General features: G+C 64.5%; 20 protein-coding genes and 1 tRNA gene. 4 read left to right on the forward strand and 17 right to left on the reverse strand.

Going from position 1 to position 15,374, the window contains the following annotated elements; genetic code table 11:
* Window positions 1-6: 6 nt before the first annotated feature.
* From ccsA to ABXG85_RS04585, 17 genes are all read right to left on the reverse strand, one after another.
* Window positions 7-693, reverse strand: a complete 687-nt coding sequence (gene ccsA / locus ABXG85_RS04505) for a cytochrome c biogenesis protein CcsA (RefSeq protein ID WP_353512535.1) — start codon at window positions 691-693, stop codon at window positions 7-9.
* Between the two features lie 57 nt (window positions 694-750).
* Window positions 751-1,416, reverse strand: coding sequence for a heme exporter protein CcmB (locus tag ABXG85_RS04510; RefSeq protein ID WP_353512627.1), 666 nt, complete (start codon window positions 1,414-1,416; stop codon window positions 751-753).
* A 41-nt stretch (window positions 1,417-1,457) separates the two neighbouring features.
* Window positions 1,458-2,024: an ABC transporter ATP-binding protein gene (locus ABXG85_RS04515; protein WP_353512536.1), complete on the reverse strand. Its 567-nt coding sequence runs from the start codon at window positions 2,022-2,024 to the stop codon at window positions 1,458-1,460.
* 41 nt (window positions 2,025-2,065) lie between these two features.
* Complete coding sequence (ccdA, locus tag ABXG85_RS04520; RefSeq protein ID WP_039458526.1) at window positions 2,066-2,734, reverse strand: cytochrome c biogenesis protein CcdA; 669 nt, start codon at window positions 2,732-2,734, stop codon at window positions 2,066-2,068.
* 9 nt (window positions 2,735-2,743) lie between these two features.
* A complete protein-coding gene (locus tag ABXG85_RS04525; protein WP_353512537.1) occupies window positions 2,744-3,292 on the reverse strand; it encodes a c-type cytochrome in 549 nt (182 codons plus the stop codon).
* Window positions 3,285-4,568 (reverse strand): sulfite dehydrogenase, encoded by a 1,284-nt coding sequence (soxC, locus tag ABXG85_RS04530; protein ID WP_353512538.1) that lies wholly within the window; start codon window positions 4,566-4,568, stop codon window positions 3,285-3,287. Before soxC ends, ABXG85_RS04525 begins: the two co-directional genes overlap by 8 nt.
* 67 nt (window positions 4,569-4,635) lie before the next feature.
* On the reverse strand, window positions 4,636-5,925 hold the full coding sequence (locus ABXG85_RS04535) for an FAD-dependent oxidoreductase (RefSeq protein ID WP_353512539.1): 1,290 nt from the start codon (window positions 5,923-5,925) through the stop codon (window positions 4,636-4,638).
* Between the two features lie 13 nt (window positions 5,926-5,938).
* Entirely contained in the window at window positions 5,939-6,790 is an 852-nt protein-coding gene (locus ABXG85_RS04540; protein WP_353512540.1) for a translation initiation factor 2, read from the reverse strand.
* Window positions 6,787-7,221, reverse strand: coding sequence for a rhodanese-like domain-containing protein (locus tag ABXG85_RS04545; RefSeq protein ID WP_353512541.1), 435 nt, complete (start codon window positions 7,219-7,221; stop codon window positions 6,787-6,789). The genes ABXG85_RS04540 and ABXG85_RS04545 overlap by 4 nt, the downstream gene beginning before the upstream one ends.
* Window positions 7,222-7,223: 2 nt before the next feature.
* Window positions 7,224-8,027 carry a sulfur oxidation c-type cytochrome SoxA gene (gene soxA / locus ABXG85_RS04550; protein WP_353512542.1) on the reverse strand — a complete coding sequence of 268 codons (804 nt, stop codon included), beginning with the start codon at window positions 8,025-8,027 and terminating at the stop codon, window positions 7,224-7,226.
* A gap of 3 nt (window positions 8,028-8,030) precedes the next feature.
* Window positions 8,031-8,591: a sulfur oxidation c-type cytochrome SoxX gene (gene soxX, locus ABXG85_RS04555; protein ID WP_353512543.1), complete on the reverse strand. Its 561-nt coding sequence runs from the start codon at window positions 8,589-8,591 to the stop codon at window positions 8,031-8,033.
* Complete coding sequence (gene soxB / locus ABXG85_RS04560; RefSeq protein ID WP_353512544.1) at window positions 8,588-10,309, reverse strand: thiosulfohydrolase SoxB; 1,722 nt, start codon at window positions 10,307-10,309, stop codon at window positions 8,588-8,590. The genes soxX (ABXG85_RS04555) and soxB overlap by 4 nt, the downstream gene beginning before the upstream one ends.
* Complete coding sequence (gene soxX / locus ABXG85_RS04565; protein ID WP_353512545.1) at window positions 10,306-10,881, reverse strand: sulfur oxidation c-type cytochrome SoxX; 576 nt, start codon at window positions 10,879-10,881, stop codon at window positions 10,306-10,308. Before soxX (ABXG85_RS04565) ends, soxB begins: the two co-directional genes overlap by 4 nt.
* Before the next feature lie 10 nt (window positions 10,882-10,891).
* Window positions 10,892-11,674 (reverse strand): sulfur oxidation c-type cytochrome SoxA, encoded by a 783-nt coding sequence (soxA, locus tag ABXG85_RS04570; RefSeq protein ID WP_353512546.1) that lies wholly within the window; start codon window positions 11,672-11,674, stop codon window positions 10,892-10,894.
* Window positions 11,675-11,716: 42 nt separating this feature from the next.
* Window positions 11,717-12,043 carry a thiosulfate oxidation carrier complex protein SoxZ gene (soxZ, locus tag ABXG85_RS04575; RefSeq protein ID WP_353512547.1) on the reverse strand — a complete coding sequence of 109 codons (327 nt, stop codon included), beginning with the start codon at window positions 12,041-12,043 and terminating at the stop codon, window positions 11,717-11,719.
* A 16-nt stretch (window positions 12,044-12,059) separates the two neighbouring features.
* Window positions 12,060-12,512: a thiosulfate oxidation carrier protein SoxY gene (soxY, locus tag ABXG85_RS04580; protein WP_353512548.1), complete on the reverse strand. Its 453-nt coding sequence runs from the start codon at window positions 12,510-12,512 to the stop codon at window positions 12,060-12,062.
* On the reverse strand, window positions 12,505-12,906 hold the full coding sequence (locus ABXG85_RS04585; RefSeq protein WP_353512549.1) for a SoxW family protein: 402 nt from the start codon (window positions 12,904-12,906) through the stop codon (window positions 12,505-12,507). The genes soxY and ABXG85_RS04585 overlap by 8 nt, the downstream gene beginning before the upstream one ends.
* Window positions 12,907-13,173: 267 nt before the next feature.
* Between ABXG85_RS04585 and cycA the strand changes: the two genes are divergently transcribed.
* The 4 genes from cycA to ABXG85_RS04605 all read left to right on the forward strand — a co-directional run bounded on the left by cycA (window position 13,174) and on the right by ABXG85_RS04605 (window position 15,347).
* The gene (gene cycA, locus ABXG85_RS04590; RefSeq protein WP_353512550.1) at window positions 13,174-13,620 is read left to right on the forward strand and encodes a cytochrome C-552; all 447 of its coding nucleotides are present in this window, start codon (window positions 13,174-13,176) and stop codon (window positions 13,618-13,620) included.
* A gap of 53 nt (window positions 13,621-13,673) precedes the next feature.
* Window positions 13,674-14,624, forward strand: coding sequence for an ABC transporter ATP-binding protein (locus tag ABXG85_RS04595; RefSeq protein ID WP_353512551.1), 951 nt, complete (start codon window positions 13,674-13,676; stop codon window positions 14,622-14,624).
* Window positions 14,621-15,232: a thiamine diphosphokinase gene (locus ABXG85_RS04600; protein ID WP_353512552.1), complete on the forward strand. Its 612-nt coding sequence runs from the start codon at window positions 14,621-14,623 to the stop codon at window positions 15,230-15,232. The genes ABXG85_RS04595 and ABXG85_RS04600 overlap by 4 nt, the downstream gene beginning before the upstream one ends.
* Window positions 15,233-15,271: 39 nt before the next feature.
* Window positions 15,272-15,347 (forward strand) — tRNA-Lys (locus ABXG85_RS04605).
* Window positions 15,348-15,374 lie beyond the last annotated feature (27 nt).

Here is a 15,374-nt window from a genome sequence, read left to right on the forward strand (position 1 = left end):
CTTCGCTCACGCTTCCTCCTTTTGGGCCTCGAGGGCCGCCACCAAGGCCCGAAGGCGCACGAAGCCCAGGTAGAGCAGGGTGAACACGAAGAGGTTAAAGAGAAGAGCCTGGAGCATGGCTGGGTCCATGTGGATCTTGCCCGTGGTCAGGTCGATGGACTGGGTCTGGTGCAGGCTCCGCCACCACTTCACCGACATGTAGCTGATGGGCACGTTGATGAAGCCCAAAATCCCCACCGCCGCCGCCGCCTTGGCCCGGAGTTCCGGGTCCTCAATGGCCCCCCGCAGAAGGAAGTAACCCACGTAAACGGCGAAGAGGATGGCGGTGGTGGTGAGCCGCGGCTCCCAGGTCCAGTAGACCCCCCAGGTGGGCCGAGCCCAGAGCATCCCCGTCACCAAGGCCAGGCCCATAAAGACGAGGCCGATCTCGGCGCTGGCCAGGGCCACCCGGTCGTAGCGGGGGTCTTGGCGGAAGAGGTAGAGGAGGGAGTACAGGAAGGTCACGAAGAAGGCCAGATACCCAAGCCAAGCCCCGGGCACGTGCAGATACATAATGCGGGCCAGGTACCCCTGGTTCACGTCCGGCGGGGCGGAGAGGGCCAGGTAAAGCCCCACCGGCAAAAGGAGGAGCCCCAGGCCCAAGAAAGCCCAGGTGAGGGCGTCCGGTCGTTCAGGGTGTGCCGCCTTTAGCATCGCTTGCCTCCACGAACCTAAGCATAGCCGCCTCTTGGGTGAAAAATCTGTGGCCCTCTACCCTTCCATCACCACGGGGAAGAGGAGGGCTCCCGCGGTGAGGTAGACCACGTCAAAGACCAAAAGGAGCTGCCACCAAGAGGCCACCTCCACCAGGGGAAGCCCCTCCAAAAGCCCCGCCGTGGCCCGGACCCCCGCCAGGACCACGGGCACCACCAGGGAGAAGAGGAGGAGGGGCAAAAGCACCTCCCGCCCCCGTAGCCGGGCGAGGAGCCCGGCGTAAAAAGTGGCCACGCTGGCGTAGCCAAGCCCCCCCAGGGCCAGGGTAAGGAAAAGGGGTAGGGCCTTTTCCAAGGGCAAATAGAAGAGCAAAGCGGCAAGGAAAAGGGCTAAAGCGGAAAAGGGCAAGAGGAGGAGCATTTGGAAGAGGAGCTTCCCGAAGTAAACCCACTCCTTGCCCCCGGGGGTGAGGAGGAGGTCATCCAAGGTGGCGTCCTCCACCTCTAAGGCGAAGGCCCGGCCCGAAAGGAGAGTGGCCAGGAAGGCCAAGGCCACCCACAAGACCCCGGGGGCGGCCCGGCGCAAGGTCCCCTCCTCCGGGCCCAGGGCCAAGGCCATGATGAAGAGCATCACCGCCAAGAAGGTCAGGGCGGAAAGCACCCCCGCCCGGTCCCGCACCTCCAGGCGAAGGTCCCGCAGGGCCAAAAGCCAGACCCGCCCCACCTCCAGGCCCCTCCTCTCCCCACCCCTTTGCGTTTCCGCCCTCACGCCGCCCCCAGCCAGAGGATCCGGTCCGCCGCCACCTCCGCCAAGGCCCGGTCGTGGGTGGCGAAGACCACCCCGCCCCGCTCCCGGGCCCGGGCCAAGGCCCTAAGGAGGAGTTCTCGCCCCTCCTGGTCCAAGGCGGTTTCCGGCTCGTCCAAAAGCCAAAGGTCGGGGGAAAGGAGCTCCAGGCGGGCCAAGGCCAAGCGCTTTTTCATGCCGCTGGAGAAGGCAGCGAGGGGCAGGTCCTCCGGCAGGCCATACCGGGCCAAGGCCTCGCGCCAGTCCCCCTTGCCGCCGTGGAAGGCCAGGTCGTAGAAGAGGTGTTCCTTGGCGGTGAGGTGGCGGTGGAAGGCGGGGGGGTTGGCGAGGAAAAGGGCCCTCCCCTCCCGCACCACCCGGCCCCGAGTGGGCTTCAAGAGCCCCGCCATGAGCCGCAAAAGGGTGGTCTTGCCCGAGCCGTTGGGGCCCAGAAGGGCCACAACTTCGCCCCGGGCCAGGGAAAGGTTAAGGTCCCTTAGGACCCACTCCCGACCGAAGCGCTTGGAAACGGCCTCGAGGCGCAACATACTCCCTTCAGTCTAGGGGTATCCCCCGGGGACAAGGGTCCCTAGAGGTACTTCTGTAGCCACTCCGGCGTGATGCGCAGGAAGAAGGTGTTCAAGGCGGAGTACGTCCCGGTGAAGAGGAGCACTCCCACGAGGACGAGCACCACCCCGGCGAAGACCTCCACGTAATGGGAGAGCCTCCCCGCCCGCCTTAGCCACCCCTTGAGCCTTTCGGCGAAGAGGGCCACCAGGAGGAAGGGGACCGCAAGCCCCAGGATGTACGCCAGCAGGAAGCCCACCCCACCCCCCACGGCGGTGAGGGTAAGGATGGCCCCTAGGATGGGGCCGATGCAGGGGGTCCAGCCCAAGGCCAAGGTGGCCCCAAGCAGGAAGGCTCCCAAGGGGCGGCCCGTTTCCCCTTCGTAGCGGAGGGATACCCCCCACTTGGGCCTGAGGCCCAGCATGTAAAGCCCAAAGAGGACCAGGACCACCCCCCCCACCCGGGCCAGGGTCTGGCGGTGTTCAAAAAGAAGCCCCCCAAGAAGGGTAAAGGGAAGCCCCAGGAGGAAAAACACCGCCCCAAAGCCCAAGACGAAGAAGAGGGCGTTAAAGAGGGGGCGCCCCCTTTCTCCTCCCAGGTAAAAAAGGTAGGTGGGCACCAAGGGAAGCACGCAAGGGGAGAGGAAGGAGAGCACCCCCGCCAAGAAGGCTGCGCCCAAGGAAAGCGTCATGCTCCCATCCTAGGGCAAGGTGAGCCAGGGGAAACGGCGCTGGGTCTCCGGGTCCAGGTGCAAAAGCTCCCGGGCCGGCATGCGCACCTGGGGCAAGGTCTTTTGGTTGATGGGCTCGTCCGCTTCGATGATGCCGTTCATGTAAAGGAGGAAAGCCACCAGGTGGTAGACCTCCTCGTCGGTGAGGGTGCCTTCCTGGCCGAAGGGCATGGCCCGGCGGATGTAATCGTACAGGGTGGTGGCGTACTGCCAGTAGTTGCCGATGGCGTACTCCACGGGCTCCGTGTCCGGGGTGATGGGGAAGGGCTCGGCCACCAAGCGGTTGAAGGGGTAGCCTTCCCCCCGGGCCCCGTGGCAGGAAGCGCACTTCTCGGCGTAGATCCGCTCCCCCTCCTCCACCCTTCCCTCCCCCGGGGGAAGCCCCCGGCCATCGGGCAGGACCACGGGCCTGAGGTCGTACTGGGCCGCAAGCTCCTCGCTGATGGGGGTGCCCAGGCCATACCGCGCCCCCACCGCCAAGCCCAAGAGGACCACGGCGAAGAAGAGTTTCCTAGCCATCAAACACCTCCCCGTCGCACCCGCCCACGGAGCCCACGGCTTGGGCGCCCACGGGCCGATCCCCGTTCACCACCCGGCCGTCGGGCAGGATGCGCCAAGCCTGGATGGCGTTGTAGTGGTAGCGGTTGTTCTTCCCCCAGCGCTGGAAGAACTCCTCCCGGGTGGGCTGGGTGTTGCCCTTCTCGTCCCAAGCCCGGCTCCAAAGCACCACCTCCTCCCCCCGCCACTGCCAGGGCATCTTGAAGCGCACGAAGGCGTAGCGCTCCACGGGGGCCTCGAGGGTAGCCTGCCGCCAGGTCCTGCCCTCGTCCAAGGAGATCTCCACCTTGGTCACCCGGCCAAACCCGCTCCAAGCCAGGCCCCGGATCTCGTGGAACCCGGGCTTGATGGCCTGCCCCCCCGAGGGGTAGGTGATGATGGACTGGGGCTCCATGACCCAGGTGAAGGCCAGCACCTTCCCGTCCGCCATGACGTCCGTGTACTCGCTGGTCTCGTCCTTGGCCATGGCGGGCAGGTCCGTGACCAGGATGCGCCGGAGCCACTTCACCTGGATGCTCCCCTCCCAGCCCGGCACCACCAGGCGCACGGGGTAACCCTGCTCGGGGCGGAGGGCCTCCCCGTTTTGCGCATAGGCCACCAACACGTCCTCCATGGCCTTCTCCAAGGGAAGAGAGCGGGTATACATGGCAGCGTCCATCCCCTCCGGGATGAGCCACTTCGCCCCCGGCTTCACCCCCGCCTCCTTGAGGAGGAGGGCCAAGGGCACCCCCGTCCAGCTGGCGTTGGAGGCGAGCCCCCGGCTCCGGGTGGCGGTGAGGTTGGGGTCAGGGGGATTACGGTAGCCGTTTTGCCCGTTTCCGGCACACTCGATGAAGTAGGTGCGGGTCACGGAGGGAAAGCGCTTGAGGTCCTCCAAGGTGAAGACCAAAGGCCTTTCCACCATCCCGTGGATCACCAAGCGGTAGTGCTTGGGGTCCACCTGGGGCACCCCGGCGTGGTGGCGCTCAAAGTGGAGGCCGTTGGGGGTGATAACCCCCTCCAGCCGCTCTAAGGGGGCGAAGTCCGCCCCCGAGTGGCGGGTGCGCAGGTTGGGGGAGATGTAGCGCACCACCTCTTCCTCAAAGGGGCTCCTACTCCCGTACTCGGAAAGGGGAGCCCCCAGGGTCTTGGTAGGGGCGAAGGTTTCCTCGCTCCAGGGAACCCCTTGGGCCCGGGCCTTGAGAAGGCCCAGGAGGCCTCCTGCGCCAAGAAGCCGGAAGAACTTCCTTCGGTCCATATACCCTCCTATCGTATCTGCCGGGCAAAAGAAAACCCCGCCCCCAGAAGGGGCGGGGCCTAAGGCCTTAGGCAGGGCCGAACATGTCGTTCCAGAGGCCATTAGCCCAGCCGAAGGCCGCCTCGCCGTTGGCCTTGGAACGCTGGTTGTCCACGGCGCTTTGGGCCTTGATCTGCTTGGCCGCCTCGTCCCAGGAGTAGTTGGCGGAAACCCAGATGGCCTCCTCCGAGTCCACGAAGGAGTAGCAGATGTTCTGGGGCAACTCTGGGGGGATCTCCGCCAAGGGCTTGCCCTTCAGGCGCTCCACCAGGTGCCGGGCCACGATGGTGCCGGAAACGTAGGCCACCATGCCGCTTTTGGGGTAGGGGGTATTGCCGGTGATGTCCCCCACCAGGTAGACCCGGTCATCCTTTTCCGAGAGGAAGTAGGGGATGCGCACGTTGGCCCAGCGCTCCCCAAGCCCCGCAGTGCGCACCAGCTCCCCCGCCTTCATGGGGGGGATGATATTCGCCAGGGTAAAGGGCACCTCCCCCAACTCGGTGAGGACCTGCTTTTTCTCGTAATCCAGCCCAGTGATGAGGGTGTTGGGCACGTACTCCAGGTAGTCCTTGTAAAGGTCGTTGTAGGCGGCCAGGAAGCCCGGGGCCTTGGACACGGGCTGCGGGTTGGCGTCCAGAACGATGACCTTCCCCTTCACCCCTTTGGTCTTGAGCCGCCACGCCAGCATGGCTGCCCGCTCGTAGGGGCCCGGGGGGCAGCGGTAGGGGGGGGTGGGAATGTACAGGACCAGCTCCCCGCCCGTTTCATCAAACTGGTCCAGCATGCGCCTTAGAGCGATGTGCTCAAAGGGCTTGAAGCCCACGGGCAGGAGGTGTTTCACCTCGGCGTAGCCGGGGATGGCCTCGTACATGTAGTCGATGCCAGGGGCCAGGACCAGGAAGTCGTAGGCCACGTACCCCCCAGTGGTGCGCACCAGGCGGCGGTCACGGTTGATGTCCAAGACCTTTTCCTGGACGAAGATGACCCCGTCCTTGACCACGTTGGTATAGTCGAAGACGAGCCATTCCAGAGGCTTCACCCCTGCCAGGAAGAGGTTGGACATGGGGCAGGACATGAAGATGGGCTTCTGCTCGATGAGGACTACCTCCACGTCCACCCCGGACTGCACCAGCTTCCGCGCCACCGTGGTCCCGCCCCAGCCGCCCCCGATGACCACCACCCGGGGCTTGCGGGTGCGGGGGAGCAAGGTGGCGGGGCTGGCGTAAAACTCCTGGGCAAAAGCCTTGCCCCCTAGAGCGCTCGCCGCCGCCAAGGCAGCCCCCGATTTTAGTAGATCCCTACGGTTTACCTTACCCATACGTCTCCCTCCTTCATTGGCCTGGGCGGTAAGGCTCCCCGCCCACGGCTTCCAGGATGCCGGTCATCACCTGCCTGGCTTCTTGGAGCATCGTAACCGCCGGCGAGCCCATGACCCCCGGCATGATGGTCATGAGCATGGGCTCGATGGCCCCCACCAGAACGTCCGGGCCCATCTGCATGGCAAAGAAGCGGCAAGGGGCGGCGAACCCCCCGGCGGGCTGGGTGAGGAACATGATGCGGGCCCACTCGCTCTTGCAGGGCATGATCACGGTGACGGGGCCCACCTGGACGTGGGGCAAGAGGTTGAGCCCAGCGGAGGTAAGCTCGGTTTCCACCATGAGGACCACGTCCTCCACCTTAGCCCCCCGCACCCGGTAAAGGAGGGCGGGCATCATGCCGCTCCTGGGGTCGGGCATCATGGCGGGAGAAACCTTGCGCACCAGACCGAGCCGACCCAAGGCAGCCTCCAGGCGCCAGGTGAGGCGCTCCACCTCGCCGCCATAGACCCCGAGCATCCCGAAGAGAAGCCGCCCATCAAAGGTGCCCACCAGGTACCTCTCCCCTTCCCCGGTAATGAAGACCGTGGGGGGCAGGACGATGGCCGCCATGGGGTTCTTGCTCACCGCCTCCAGGCTCCCCTTTTCCGGCTTGAGGACCACGAGGCGGTAGTCGGGGAAGCCTGGGCCCGTGACCTGGCGCACCTGCTCCCCCAGGTTGAGGACCCGGTCGGCCTCGAGGCCCACCGCCTTCAGGGCGGCCAGCGTCCGCCCCTCCACCGCTTCCAGGTTCCCCCGGACCTCCACCAGCAAAGATTGGGCCAGGGAAAAGCCCAAAACCGCCACCAGCGCCAAGAGTCTTTTCATGATCTTCCCTCCACTTCCAAGCCAGCGTCCAGCCAGCCTTTGTACCCATGGGCGATATTCTTGGCGTTCTTGTAGCCTAAAGCCTGAAGGTAAGCCGCCACCACCGCAGAAACGCTCCCCGAGTTGCAGTAGACGAGGATGAGCCTCTCCTTGTCCTGGGGAAGCTCAGCCAAGCGGTCCGGTACCTGGCCGGCATAGATGTGCACCGAGCCCGGGATGTAACCCTTCCTCCGCTCCTCCGCCGTGCGCACATCCAGGATGAAAGGCTCAAAGAGTAGGAGATCCTTAGCCTCCGTGGGGTAGACCAGGTAGCTCGCTGGGGGCACCCGCTGCAAAAACGCCCCAAAGGCCTTTACCCAGTCCGCCCCTTCCTCCCCCCGGGCTTTCAGGAGGAAAAGGGGCAAAAGGGCGAGGAGGTGGCGGCGGCGCATAGCTAACGGGTGAAGAAGGGCAATTCCTCAAAGGAGTGCCCCGCCTTGGTAGCCTCGGCCAGAATGTAGACGGTAAGGGCGATGTGGGGTTCTGAGTAGAAGTCTGGCTTAGGGATGCCGATAGACTCGTAGCAGAAGTTAATGCGGTCCTCCATGGTGTAGAGCTTGTCCTCCTCAAAACGGTAGGCGGGCCACTCGTTCCCAAGACCCTGCTTAGGGCTACGCACCGGGGAAAGCCGCACCCTATGCCCGGCGTACTGCTCGTGGCAGACGGCGCAGCTCATGTCCCGGGCCCCCGCCCGCTGGTACCAAAGCTCCCGCCCCAGGTTGTACATGGCCAGCTCCTCTGGGTGCTTGGGCACCACCTGGATCTTGGCCTTGGAGGAGAAGGAGGCGATGTAGGTGGTGATGGCCTTCACCTCGTCCCGCTTGATCTCCTCGGGCTTAAAGCCCTGCACCCGCTGCATGCAGGTGTAGACCCGGGTTTCCAGGTCCTCCACCCGCTTGGTGTCGGGGAAGTACTTGGGTAAAATGGCGTAGACGCCCTCCAAAACCCCGGGGCCTTTGCCGAAGTCGCAGGCCTCGAGGGTCTTGCCGCTTGGGCCCTTGCGGAAGAAGAGTTCCTTGCCCTCTTCCACGTACAGTTCCCCGGGCAAAACCCCAAAGGTTTCCAGGTACATCTGCCGCTGGCGCATGGCCTCTTCGAAGGGGTCCAGGGGCTTTTCCCCTTGGGTGTAGGCCCAAAGCCCCACCAAGGCACCCAAGGCCACAAGACCAATGAGCAAGATGCGGTTCCTAGACTTCATGGCTCACCTCCGGTTGATGGGGGATTCGGGGTCCAGGAGGAAGGCCACCAAATCGGCGGTTTCCTCGGGGGTGAAGAGGCCGTGCACCCCACCCCGGTACATGAGGGAACAAGGGACGAAGGCCCAAGCGTTGTAGATCTTCTCGTAGGTGTAGCGCACCACCGCCTCCGCCGTGCCCCGCTGGCCGTAGCCCGTGAGGCTCGGCCCCATGGTGCCGTGGGCCACCTCCTTGGGGTCCCCGGCGTGGCAGGCGTAGCAGTTGCCCCGCTTGGGGTCGGTGAAGACCTTTTCCCCGTTCTTCCAATCCCCCATCAACTTCCCGTTCGCCGGGTACCGGATGAGGGCCTTCTGCTCCGCCAGGAACCCCGGGATGAGGTCGGGAGGAAGCTTGTCGCGGTACTGGGAGCAAAGGGCCTGGGCTTTGTCCTGGGAGCGCATCACGCTGGCGAACTCGTGCCCTCCCGAATGCAATAGGGCCTCGAGACGAGCCCGGAAGGGACTCACCTGGGAAAGGGCCACACCCATAGCCAACAAGCCTAGGATCAAGAACCCTATTCGTTTCATCCCATCACCTCCGGCACGCGGTAGTTGCGTCCTATTACCTTCACGTTGGGCTCCGGCAAGACCCTGACCCGGCCCACCCCCTTGAGGTACTCCTCCAAGACCGCATAGATGGGCTTGGGCTCAAAGCCGGGCTTGGCCTCCCCCACCCGCTGGAGCCTTCCCCCGTAGGCGGCCACCAGGTAGCGGCGGCCTGGGTCTAAGGGCTTACCCCCCACCCGTAGCTCCCGCACCCGCTTGCCCGTGGGGGCGTCGGGGTCCAGAACGTAGGAAAGGCCAAAGGTGCGGCTCACGTCCCCGCCTTGCTGGTAGAAGGGATCGGGGGTGAAGACGTTGCTGGCGATGTCCTCCAAGACGCTTTGTATCTGCTCTCCCCGCAGGTAAAAGAGGTAGAGCTCAGGGTACGTGAAGCCGGTATAGGCATAGAGGTGGTCCCGGGTGATGGCCTGCCCCGGAAGAAGCGTGGTGCCCCAACGCACCGCGGGGCTAAAAACCACCTCCACCTCCGGGTAGAGGGCCTTCACCGCCTGGCCCACCAGGTGGTCCCAGGTGGAGTACAGGGTATCCCGCTTGTAAAGCAGGCTCTCCGTGACCGCCAAGGGAGCGAAGAGGTGCGCTTGGTGCGGGGCCACTTTTTCCGAAAGCCAGCCTTCCACGTCCTGAGCCTTCGGCAAGTGGTCCGCCAATACCGGCAGGACCCGCACCCGTAGGTTGGCGATGCCCCCCTTCTTCAGCTTCAGGTCCACCCGCATTAGCGCCTTTCCGGCGGCGCTCCCCGCCACCAACCAGGTCTTTCCCACCCGCCAGGGCGAGGGGGTGAGGTCGTGGGTATGCCCGGAAAGGATGAGGTCCAGACCCCGGATCCGCTCCGCCAAGGCGGCGTCCAACTGCATGCCGTTATGGGAAAGGAGCACCACGGCATCCGCCCCTTCGGCCCGGGCAGCGTCCACCGCCTCTTGGAGCCTGCGCTCGTCCAAGGCGAAGGAAAGCCCCTCGGTGAAGCTTTCCGGGTGGGACACCTTCACGTACGGGTAGGTGGCCCCCACCACGGCCAAGGTGTAGCGCCCTGCGGGGTGGAGGCGGTAGGCAGGGAAGAGGGGATCGCCAAAAAGCTCGTCCACCACGTTGTAGGAAAGATGCTCCCCGCGGAACTTCCCAAAAAGCTCCTCCATCCGCTCCCGCCCCAGGGTCCACTCCCAGTGGCTCACCATGTGGTCCACCCCGGCGAGGTTCTGCCACTCCACCAGGGCCTCTCCTTGGGTGAGGAGGGAAAGCCCGGAGTTGGTCCAGGTATCCCCGCCGTCCAGGACCAATACCTTAGCCCCCTCTGCTTCCGCCCGCGCCTTTTGGTCCCGAATGAGGGCGGTGAGGGCGGCCACGCCGCCTATGGGGCCATAGGCCCGGGCCAGCTCCACAAAGTCCAGGTAAGAAAGGAGGTAGGCCAAAGGCGTACCCCTTGCCACCCCGTAGTACCGCAGGACCGCCTCCCCTGTGAGGTAGCCGGGCCGCCCCATGAGGGCCTTGGGGGCAATGAGGTTGGGGGGCTCCATGAAGTAGTGGGGGAAGACCTGGCCGTGCAGGTCGGAGAAGTAAAGGAGGGTGGCCTCCCCGTAAGGGGGAAGGTCGTACAAGCGAGCCGGGTTCGCCAAAACCTGGGCCAAGGCCTTGGGTCCCAGGCCCGCCAAGGTGGAAAGCAGGAAAAGGGCTTCCCTTCGGTTCATCTAGACCCCACAGCGGGCTTGGTGTTGAACTCGGACTCCGGGTCCAGGAGGTAGGCCACCACATCGGCGATCTCCTCCGGGGTGAGGAGGCCTTGGGCGCCGAAGCGGTACATCACCGTGCAGGGGAAGTAGGCCCAAGAGTTATAAATCACCTCGTAGGTGTACCGCTGCACCGCCTCGGACTGGCCCCGCTTTAGCCCGTACTTTTCTAGGCTCGGCCCCACATCCCCTCCCAAGTGCACGGGGGAGCCGAAGTGGCAGGAAAAACAGTTGGCCTTCTGGAGGTTGTTGAAGATGGCCCCGCCCTTTTTCCAGTCCCCCATTAGCTTCCCGCTCGCTGGGTACTTGATGAGGCTCCTCTGCTCCTCCAAAAACTGGGGCAAGAGCTCGGCGGGAAGGCGGTTTTTGTGGATGGAGCACAGGGCCTGATCCGGGCGCTGGTTTAGGAAGACCTCGGCGTAAGCCTTCCCCCCGGTCTGGATGAGCTCCAGCTCCCTTCCTCCCAAATAGTGCTGGGCAAGGCCCAAGGCCACAAAGGCGACTGCCAGAAGGGACAAAAGCGCCTTCTTCATGCTCCCTCCACTACCGCACGAAGGCGGGCCACTCCTCCACCACCGCCCCGTTGCTGTGGTAGGCCAGGTAAAGCTCTAAGGCCAGGATGGACAGGGAGTAAAGGTCCGGCTGCGGGTGGGCAATGTTGCCGTAGCAGGCCCGGATGCGGTCCTGCATGGTCCAGGTCTGGTCGTTGGAGTAGCGGTAAGCGGGCCAGTGGGTCCAAGACTTGTCCTTCCCCAGCACGTCGGCGTAGGGCAAGACCCCAGCCCGCTTGCCCACGTAAGTCACGTGGCAGGTGGCGCAGCCCACATCCCTAGCCCCCGAGCGGGCGTAAAAGAGCTTCTCCCCTAGAGCGTAAAGCTCACGCTCTTGGGGGAAGAGGAGGCGCACCTGGATCTTGTGGCCCGTGGACTTGCTGGCGATGTAAAAGGCCACGGCCACCACCTCAGAGCGCCGCACCTCGCTTGGCTTAAACCCCTGGACCCGGGTCATGCAGGTAAGGATGCGGCCATCCAGGTCCTCCACCTGGCCCGTGTCCAGGAAGTAGCGGGGAAGCCGGGCGGCGGCCCCCTCCAAAACCCCCTTCCCAAGGCCAAAGTCGCACTCAGCCATCGTCCTGCCCGAGGGTCCCTTCCGGTTAAAGAGCTCCTCCCCTTGCAGGACCACAAGTTCCGTGGGCAGGATACCCGCAGTCTGCAGGAGAAGCTCCTTTTGCCGCTTGGCCTCCTCTCGCGGGTCGGGGCTTTCCTGGGCTAGGGCCGAGGCCAAGACCAGGACCGCGCCTACCACCCACCACGCCTTGGGCCGCATCTACCCATCTCCATAAAGGCGCCCGGTTTCCCGGGCGCCCCTTTAGGCTAGCTCCAGCTTTACCTGGGCTTCCCCGGTGTCGCCGCTGGTGTCCTTAAGCTTTATGGTGTAGGTCCCCGGCTTTTCCGCCTTAAACTTAAAGACGCAGTTGGGATTGGTAGCTATAGATGGGCCAAGACGGGCCTCCGCCACCTTCTCCCCTTCGAAGTAGACTTCCACCAAGTCGATGTAGTTGGCGGGGATAAGGTTCCCCTGGGCGTCGCGGCGGGTGCCCGGCTCGTTAGGGTGCTGGGCCACCGCCTGAAGCTTGAACTCTTCCCCCGCCTTGGGCTTGGCCGGGGTGAGACGAACGATGGTGCGGATGGGCATGCTCTACCTCCTTTCCTTAACCGCAGCCCCCCACGGTCACGCGGGTGCTGGCTGAGGCCAAAAGTAGCTTGCCGTCGGTGGTTTCCACCACGGCTCGGACGGCCGAGGTTTCCGCCAAACGGATCCGCGTTTGGAAGTAGGGTTCAGCCTTAATGGGCATGTAAGCGGAGATGTGGGGTGTAGGGTTCTTATCGGCGAAAAGATGGATAACCTTCACCTGGTTTGCGGGCAGGCTCACCTCCACCTCGGCGGACACGTTGGCCCCGCTCTCCGCAATGGCCGGCATGGTGAGTTTAACCAGGTTAGAGGGGGTGAGGTCCTTAAAGCCCTTGCCCAGGGTCTCCTGCAAGGCCTTTTCCAGGTGGGCCAGGTCTTCGCCTTCCAACCCTTGGGCCATGGCGGGTAGCCCCGCCACGGCGAGGGCGGAAAGGGCCGCTCCGGTCGTCTTCAGAAACGCTCGCCTATTCACACGCACCTCCTTTGGCGCATATCTGGCGCAGCTCATTCAAGAACTGCGCCCGGGGCCGGCTGCCAAAAAGCCGACCCACCTCTTCCCACGCCCCCTTCCGGGGGGCGAGGAAGACAAAGGTAGGAGTGCCCGGTACACGGAAGCGCCGGGCCAGGTCTTGCCCCTCCAGGGTATCTGTGCCCACGGAGGCCACCACAAAGTGCTCTTCCAAAAGGCGACTCACCGCAGGGTCGGAGAGAACAAAGGTGTTCATCTGCTCACAGTAGGGACAGTGGGCGCTGTGAAAGTACACCATGAGCACCCGGGCGTGCTCCTGAGCCAAGGCCTGGGCTTGGGGAAAGGGATACCAGCGCCCGAAGTCCGGCGCCGCTAGCGCCACGCTCAGGAGGATCATCCAAAGTACCCTGTATGCGTACATCACCTTACACCACCCGGGTACACCCGAGGACATTTGTACCTTACCAAGTTTGTCAGCGAAAAATCAAGTCCCTAACTACACTATTTTGAACATCCTATCACATTATACCCTATCTTTTTACCGGCTAAGGGGTAAGCTACCCCGCACGCCAAGCTGGGCCTTACCCCCCGCTAAAGGAAAACTAAAGCCTTGACCCTTGACCAAACCAAAGGGACAAACTACCCTATACCCCGGAGGGTAAAGATGAAACGGACCTTTATGGTTTTCCTCCTCCTCGGCGGCCTGGCCTTAGCCCAGGCGGACGGCGCCAAGCTCTACGCCCAGTGTGCGGGCTGCCACCAGGCGAACGGCCAAGGGATCCCGGGAGCTTTCCCTCCCTTGGCGGGCCACGTGGCGGAGATCCTGGCTAAGCAGGGAGGGCGGGAGTACCTGATCAAGGTGCTCCTCTGGGGCCTCCAGGGGCAGATCGAGGTCAAGGGCATGAAGTACAACGGGGCCATGCCTGCCTATAACGGCCTCAAGGACGAGGAAATCGCCGCCCTCCTCAACCACATCGCCACGGCTTGGGGCGACGACAAGAAGGTACAGGGCTTTAAGCCTTTCACCCCGGCCGAGGTCAAGGCCCTGCGGGATAAGAAGCTCACCCCACAGCAGGTCCTGGAGGAGCGTAAGAAGCTGGGCCTGAAGTAAGGAACCTGGTGTGCCCGGGGCCGAAAGGCCCCGGGCCTTGCTTTAATGGGGGGGTGCTGGCCTTTACCCTGGAAAAGCGCTTCCCCGGTTTTCACCTGGAGGTGGCCCTCGAGGTCCAAGAGGGCGAGGTCCTCGCCCTCCTCGGGCCTTCCGGCAGCGGGAAGAGCACCCTCCTCAGGCTCATCGCCGGCCTCCTCCCTCCCGATGGAGGCTTTGTGCGCTTCGGCCCCCTGGACCTCACCCCCCTCCCCCCCGAAAAGCGGGGAGTGGGTTTTCTCTTCCAGGACTACGCCCTCTTCCCCCACCTCAGCGTGGCGGAGAACATCGCCTTTCCCCTGGTGGAGGCCCGCTGGCCCAAGGCCCGGCGGGATGAAAGGGTGGGGGAGCTCCTCCTTCGCATGGAGCTTTCCCCCCACGCCCGCAAGCGGCCCGAGGCCCTCTCGGGAGGGGAAAAGCAACGGGTAGCCTTAGCCAGGGCGCTTGCGGCAAAGCCCCGCCTCCTCCTCCTGGACGAGCCCTTGGGAGCTTTAGACCTTAGGCTGCGGGAGGAGCTCCTCTTCTTCCTCCGCAAGACCCTGCGGGAAGAAGGCGTCACCACCCTCTTGGTGACCCACGACCAAAAGGAGGCTTTCCTCCTGGCGGAAAGGGTGGCGGTGCTACGGGAAGGGAGGCTCGTCCAGGTGGGCACGCCGGAAGCGGTCTACGCCCGGCCCAAAGACGCCTGGACCGCCCGCTTCCTCGGGCACAAGAACCTGCTTGGCCTCGAGGAGAGCCTGCGGCTAGGGCTCCCACCCAGGCTTCACCTCCTTCCTCCCCGGGCCTTGCGCCTGGGCGGGGGATGGGCAGGGGTGGTGGAGGAACGGCTGTTCTACGGGAACCGGGTGGGGCTATGGGTGCAGGTCCGGGGGGTGAGGCTTTACCTGGAAGCGGAGGAGGGCCCAAAGGAAGGGGACGAGGTGGGGCTCCACCTGGACTTGGCCCAGGCGGTAGCCTTGGAGGGATGAACCGCTTCGCCCTCCTCTTAGGAGGCCCCCTGCTGGTGACGGAGGCCCTCAAGGCGAGGCTGGAAGGCCACCGCCTCCTGGCGGCGGACTCGGGGGGAAGACACGCCCTCGCCTTAGGGCTCACCCCAGAGGTCTGGCTTGGCGACTTTGACTCAAGCCCCCCCTGGCTGCAGTCCGCCCTGCCCTCCCCCAAGGAGGCCTTGCCCCGGGAAAAGGACCTGACCGACGGGGAAGCCCTTCTGCAAAAGGCCTTGGCCCTGGGAGCGGGGGAGGTGCTTTTGCTCGGGGGGATTGGGGGGAGGCTGGACCACACCCTGGCCCACCTGGCCCTTTCCTTTTCCCTGGCGGAAGAAGGGGTCAAGGTGGCCCTCACCGACGGGCTTACCTGGGCCTACCCCCTTCTTCCCGGGACGCACGCCTTTCCCTTAGCGGCGGGCACCCCCTTTAGCCTCCTCCCTTTTCCCGAGGCCACCTTGACCCTGGAAGGGGCTCGCTGGAACCTCCCCTTGACCCACTTAAAGGCCACCACCCGCACCCTGGAGAACGAGGCCTTGGGGGCGGTCCGGATCGAGGTGGCGACCGGGCGGGCGCTGCTCTACGTCTATTGACAGGGGCAAAAGGGGGGGCTACACTAGCTTTTGGCGTTTGGGCCGCTAGCTCAACCGGTAGAGCAACCGACTCTTAATCGGTGGGTTACAGGTTCGAGTCCTGTGCGGCCCACCAAGGTCCCCCGGGGAAACCCGGGGGCTT

It is taken from the genome of Thermus sp. LT1-2-5 (genome assembly GCF_040363165.1).
GTDB lineage: Bacteria > Deinococcota > Deinococci > Deinococcales > Thermaceae > Thermus.

What these genes read in the sequence shown, in the direction of transcription:
- ABXG85_RS04535 (WP_353512539.1), bottom strand. Translation starts at nt 5,925, where the DNA reads ATGGGTAAGGTAAACCGTAGGGATCTACTAAAATCGGGGGCTGCCTTG.
- ABXG85_RS04545 (WP_353512541.1), bottom strand. Translation starts at nt 7,221, where the DNA reads ATGCGCCGCCGCCACCTCCTCGCCCTTTTGCCCCTTTTCCTCCTGAAA.
- soxC (WP_353512538.1), bottom strand. Translation starts at nt 4,568, where the DNA reads ATGGACCGAAGGAAGTTCTTCCGGCTTCTTGGCGCAGGAGGCCTCCTG.
- ccsA (WP_353512535.1), bottom strand. Translation starts at nt 693, where the DNA reads ATGCTAAAGGCGGCACACCCTGAACGACCGGACGCCCTCACCTGGGCT.
- soxA (WP_353512542.1), bottom strand. Translation starts at nt 8,027, where the DNA reads ATGAAGTCTAGGAACCGCATCTTGCTCATTGGTCTTGTGGCCTTGGGT.
- soxB (WP_353512544.1), bottom strand. Translation starts at nt 10,309, where the DNA reads ATGAACCGAAGGGAAGCCCTTTTCCTGCTTTCCACCTTGGCGGGCCTG.
- ABXG85_RS04600 (WP_353512552.1), top strand. Translation starts at nt 14,621, where the DNA reads ATGAACCGCTTCGCCCTCCTCTTAGGAGGCCCCCTGCTGGTGACGGAG.
- soxZ (WP_353512547.1), bottom strand. Translation starts at nt 12,043, where the DNA reads ATGCCCATCCGCACCATCGTTCGTCTCACCCCGGCCAAGCCCAAGGCG.
- cycA (WP_353512550.1), top strand. Translation starts at nt 13,174, where the DNA reads ATGAAACGGACCTTTATGGTTTTCCTCCTCCTCGGCGGCCTGGCCTTA.
- soxA (WP_353512546.1), bottom strand. Translation starts at nt 11,674, where the DNA reads ATGCGGCCCAAGGCGTGGTGGGTGGTAGGCGCGGTCCTGGTCTTGGCC.
- ccdA (WP_039458526.1), bottom strand. Translation starts at nt 2,734, where the DNA reads ATGACGCTTTCCTTGGGCGCAGCCTTCTTGGCGGGGGTGCTCTCCTTC.
- soxX (WP_353512545.1), bottom strand. Translation starts at nt 10,881, where the DNA reads ATGAAGAAGGCGCTTTTGTCCCTTCTGGCAGTCGCCTTTGTGGCCTTG.
- ABXG85_RS04515 (WP_353512536.1), bottom strand. Translation starts at nt 2,024, where the DNA reads ATGTTGCGCCTCGAGGCCGTTTCCAAGCGCTTCGGTCGGGAGTGGGTC.
- ABXG85_RS04540 (WP_353512540.1), bottom strand. Translation starts at nt 6,790, where the DNA reads ATGAAAAGACTCTTGGCGCTGGTGGCGGTTTTGGGCTTTTCCCTGGCC.
- soxX (WP_353512543.1), bottom strand. Translation starts at nt 8,591, where the DNA reads ATGAAACGAATAGGGTTCTTGATCCTAGGCTTGTTGGCTATGGGTGTG.
- ABXG85_RS04525 (WP_353512537.1), bottom strand. Translation starts at nt 3,292, where the DNA reads ATGGCTAGGAAACTCTTCTTCGCCGTGGTCCTCTTGGGCTTGGCGGTG.
- ABXG85_RS04585 (WP_353512549.1), bottom strand. Translation starts at nt 12,906, where the DNA reads ATGATCCTCCTGAGCGTGGCGCTAGCGGCGCCGGACTTCGGGCGCTGG.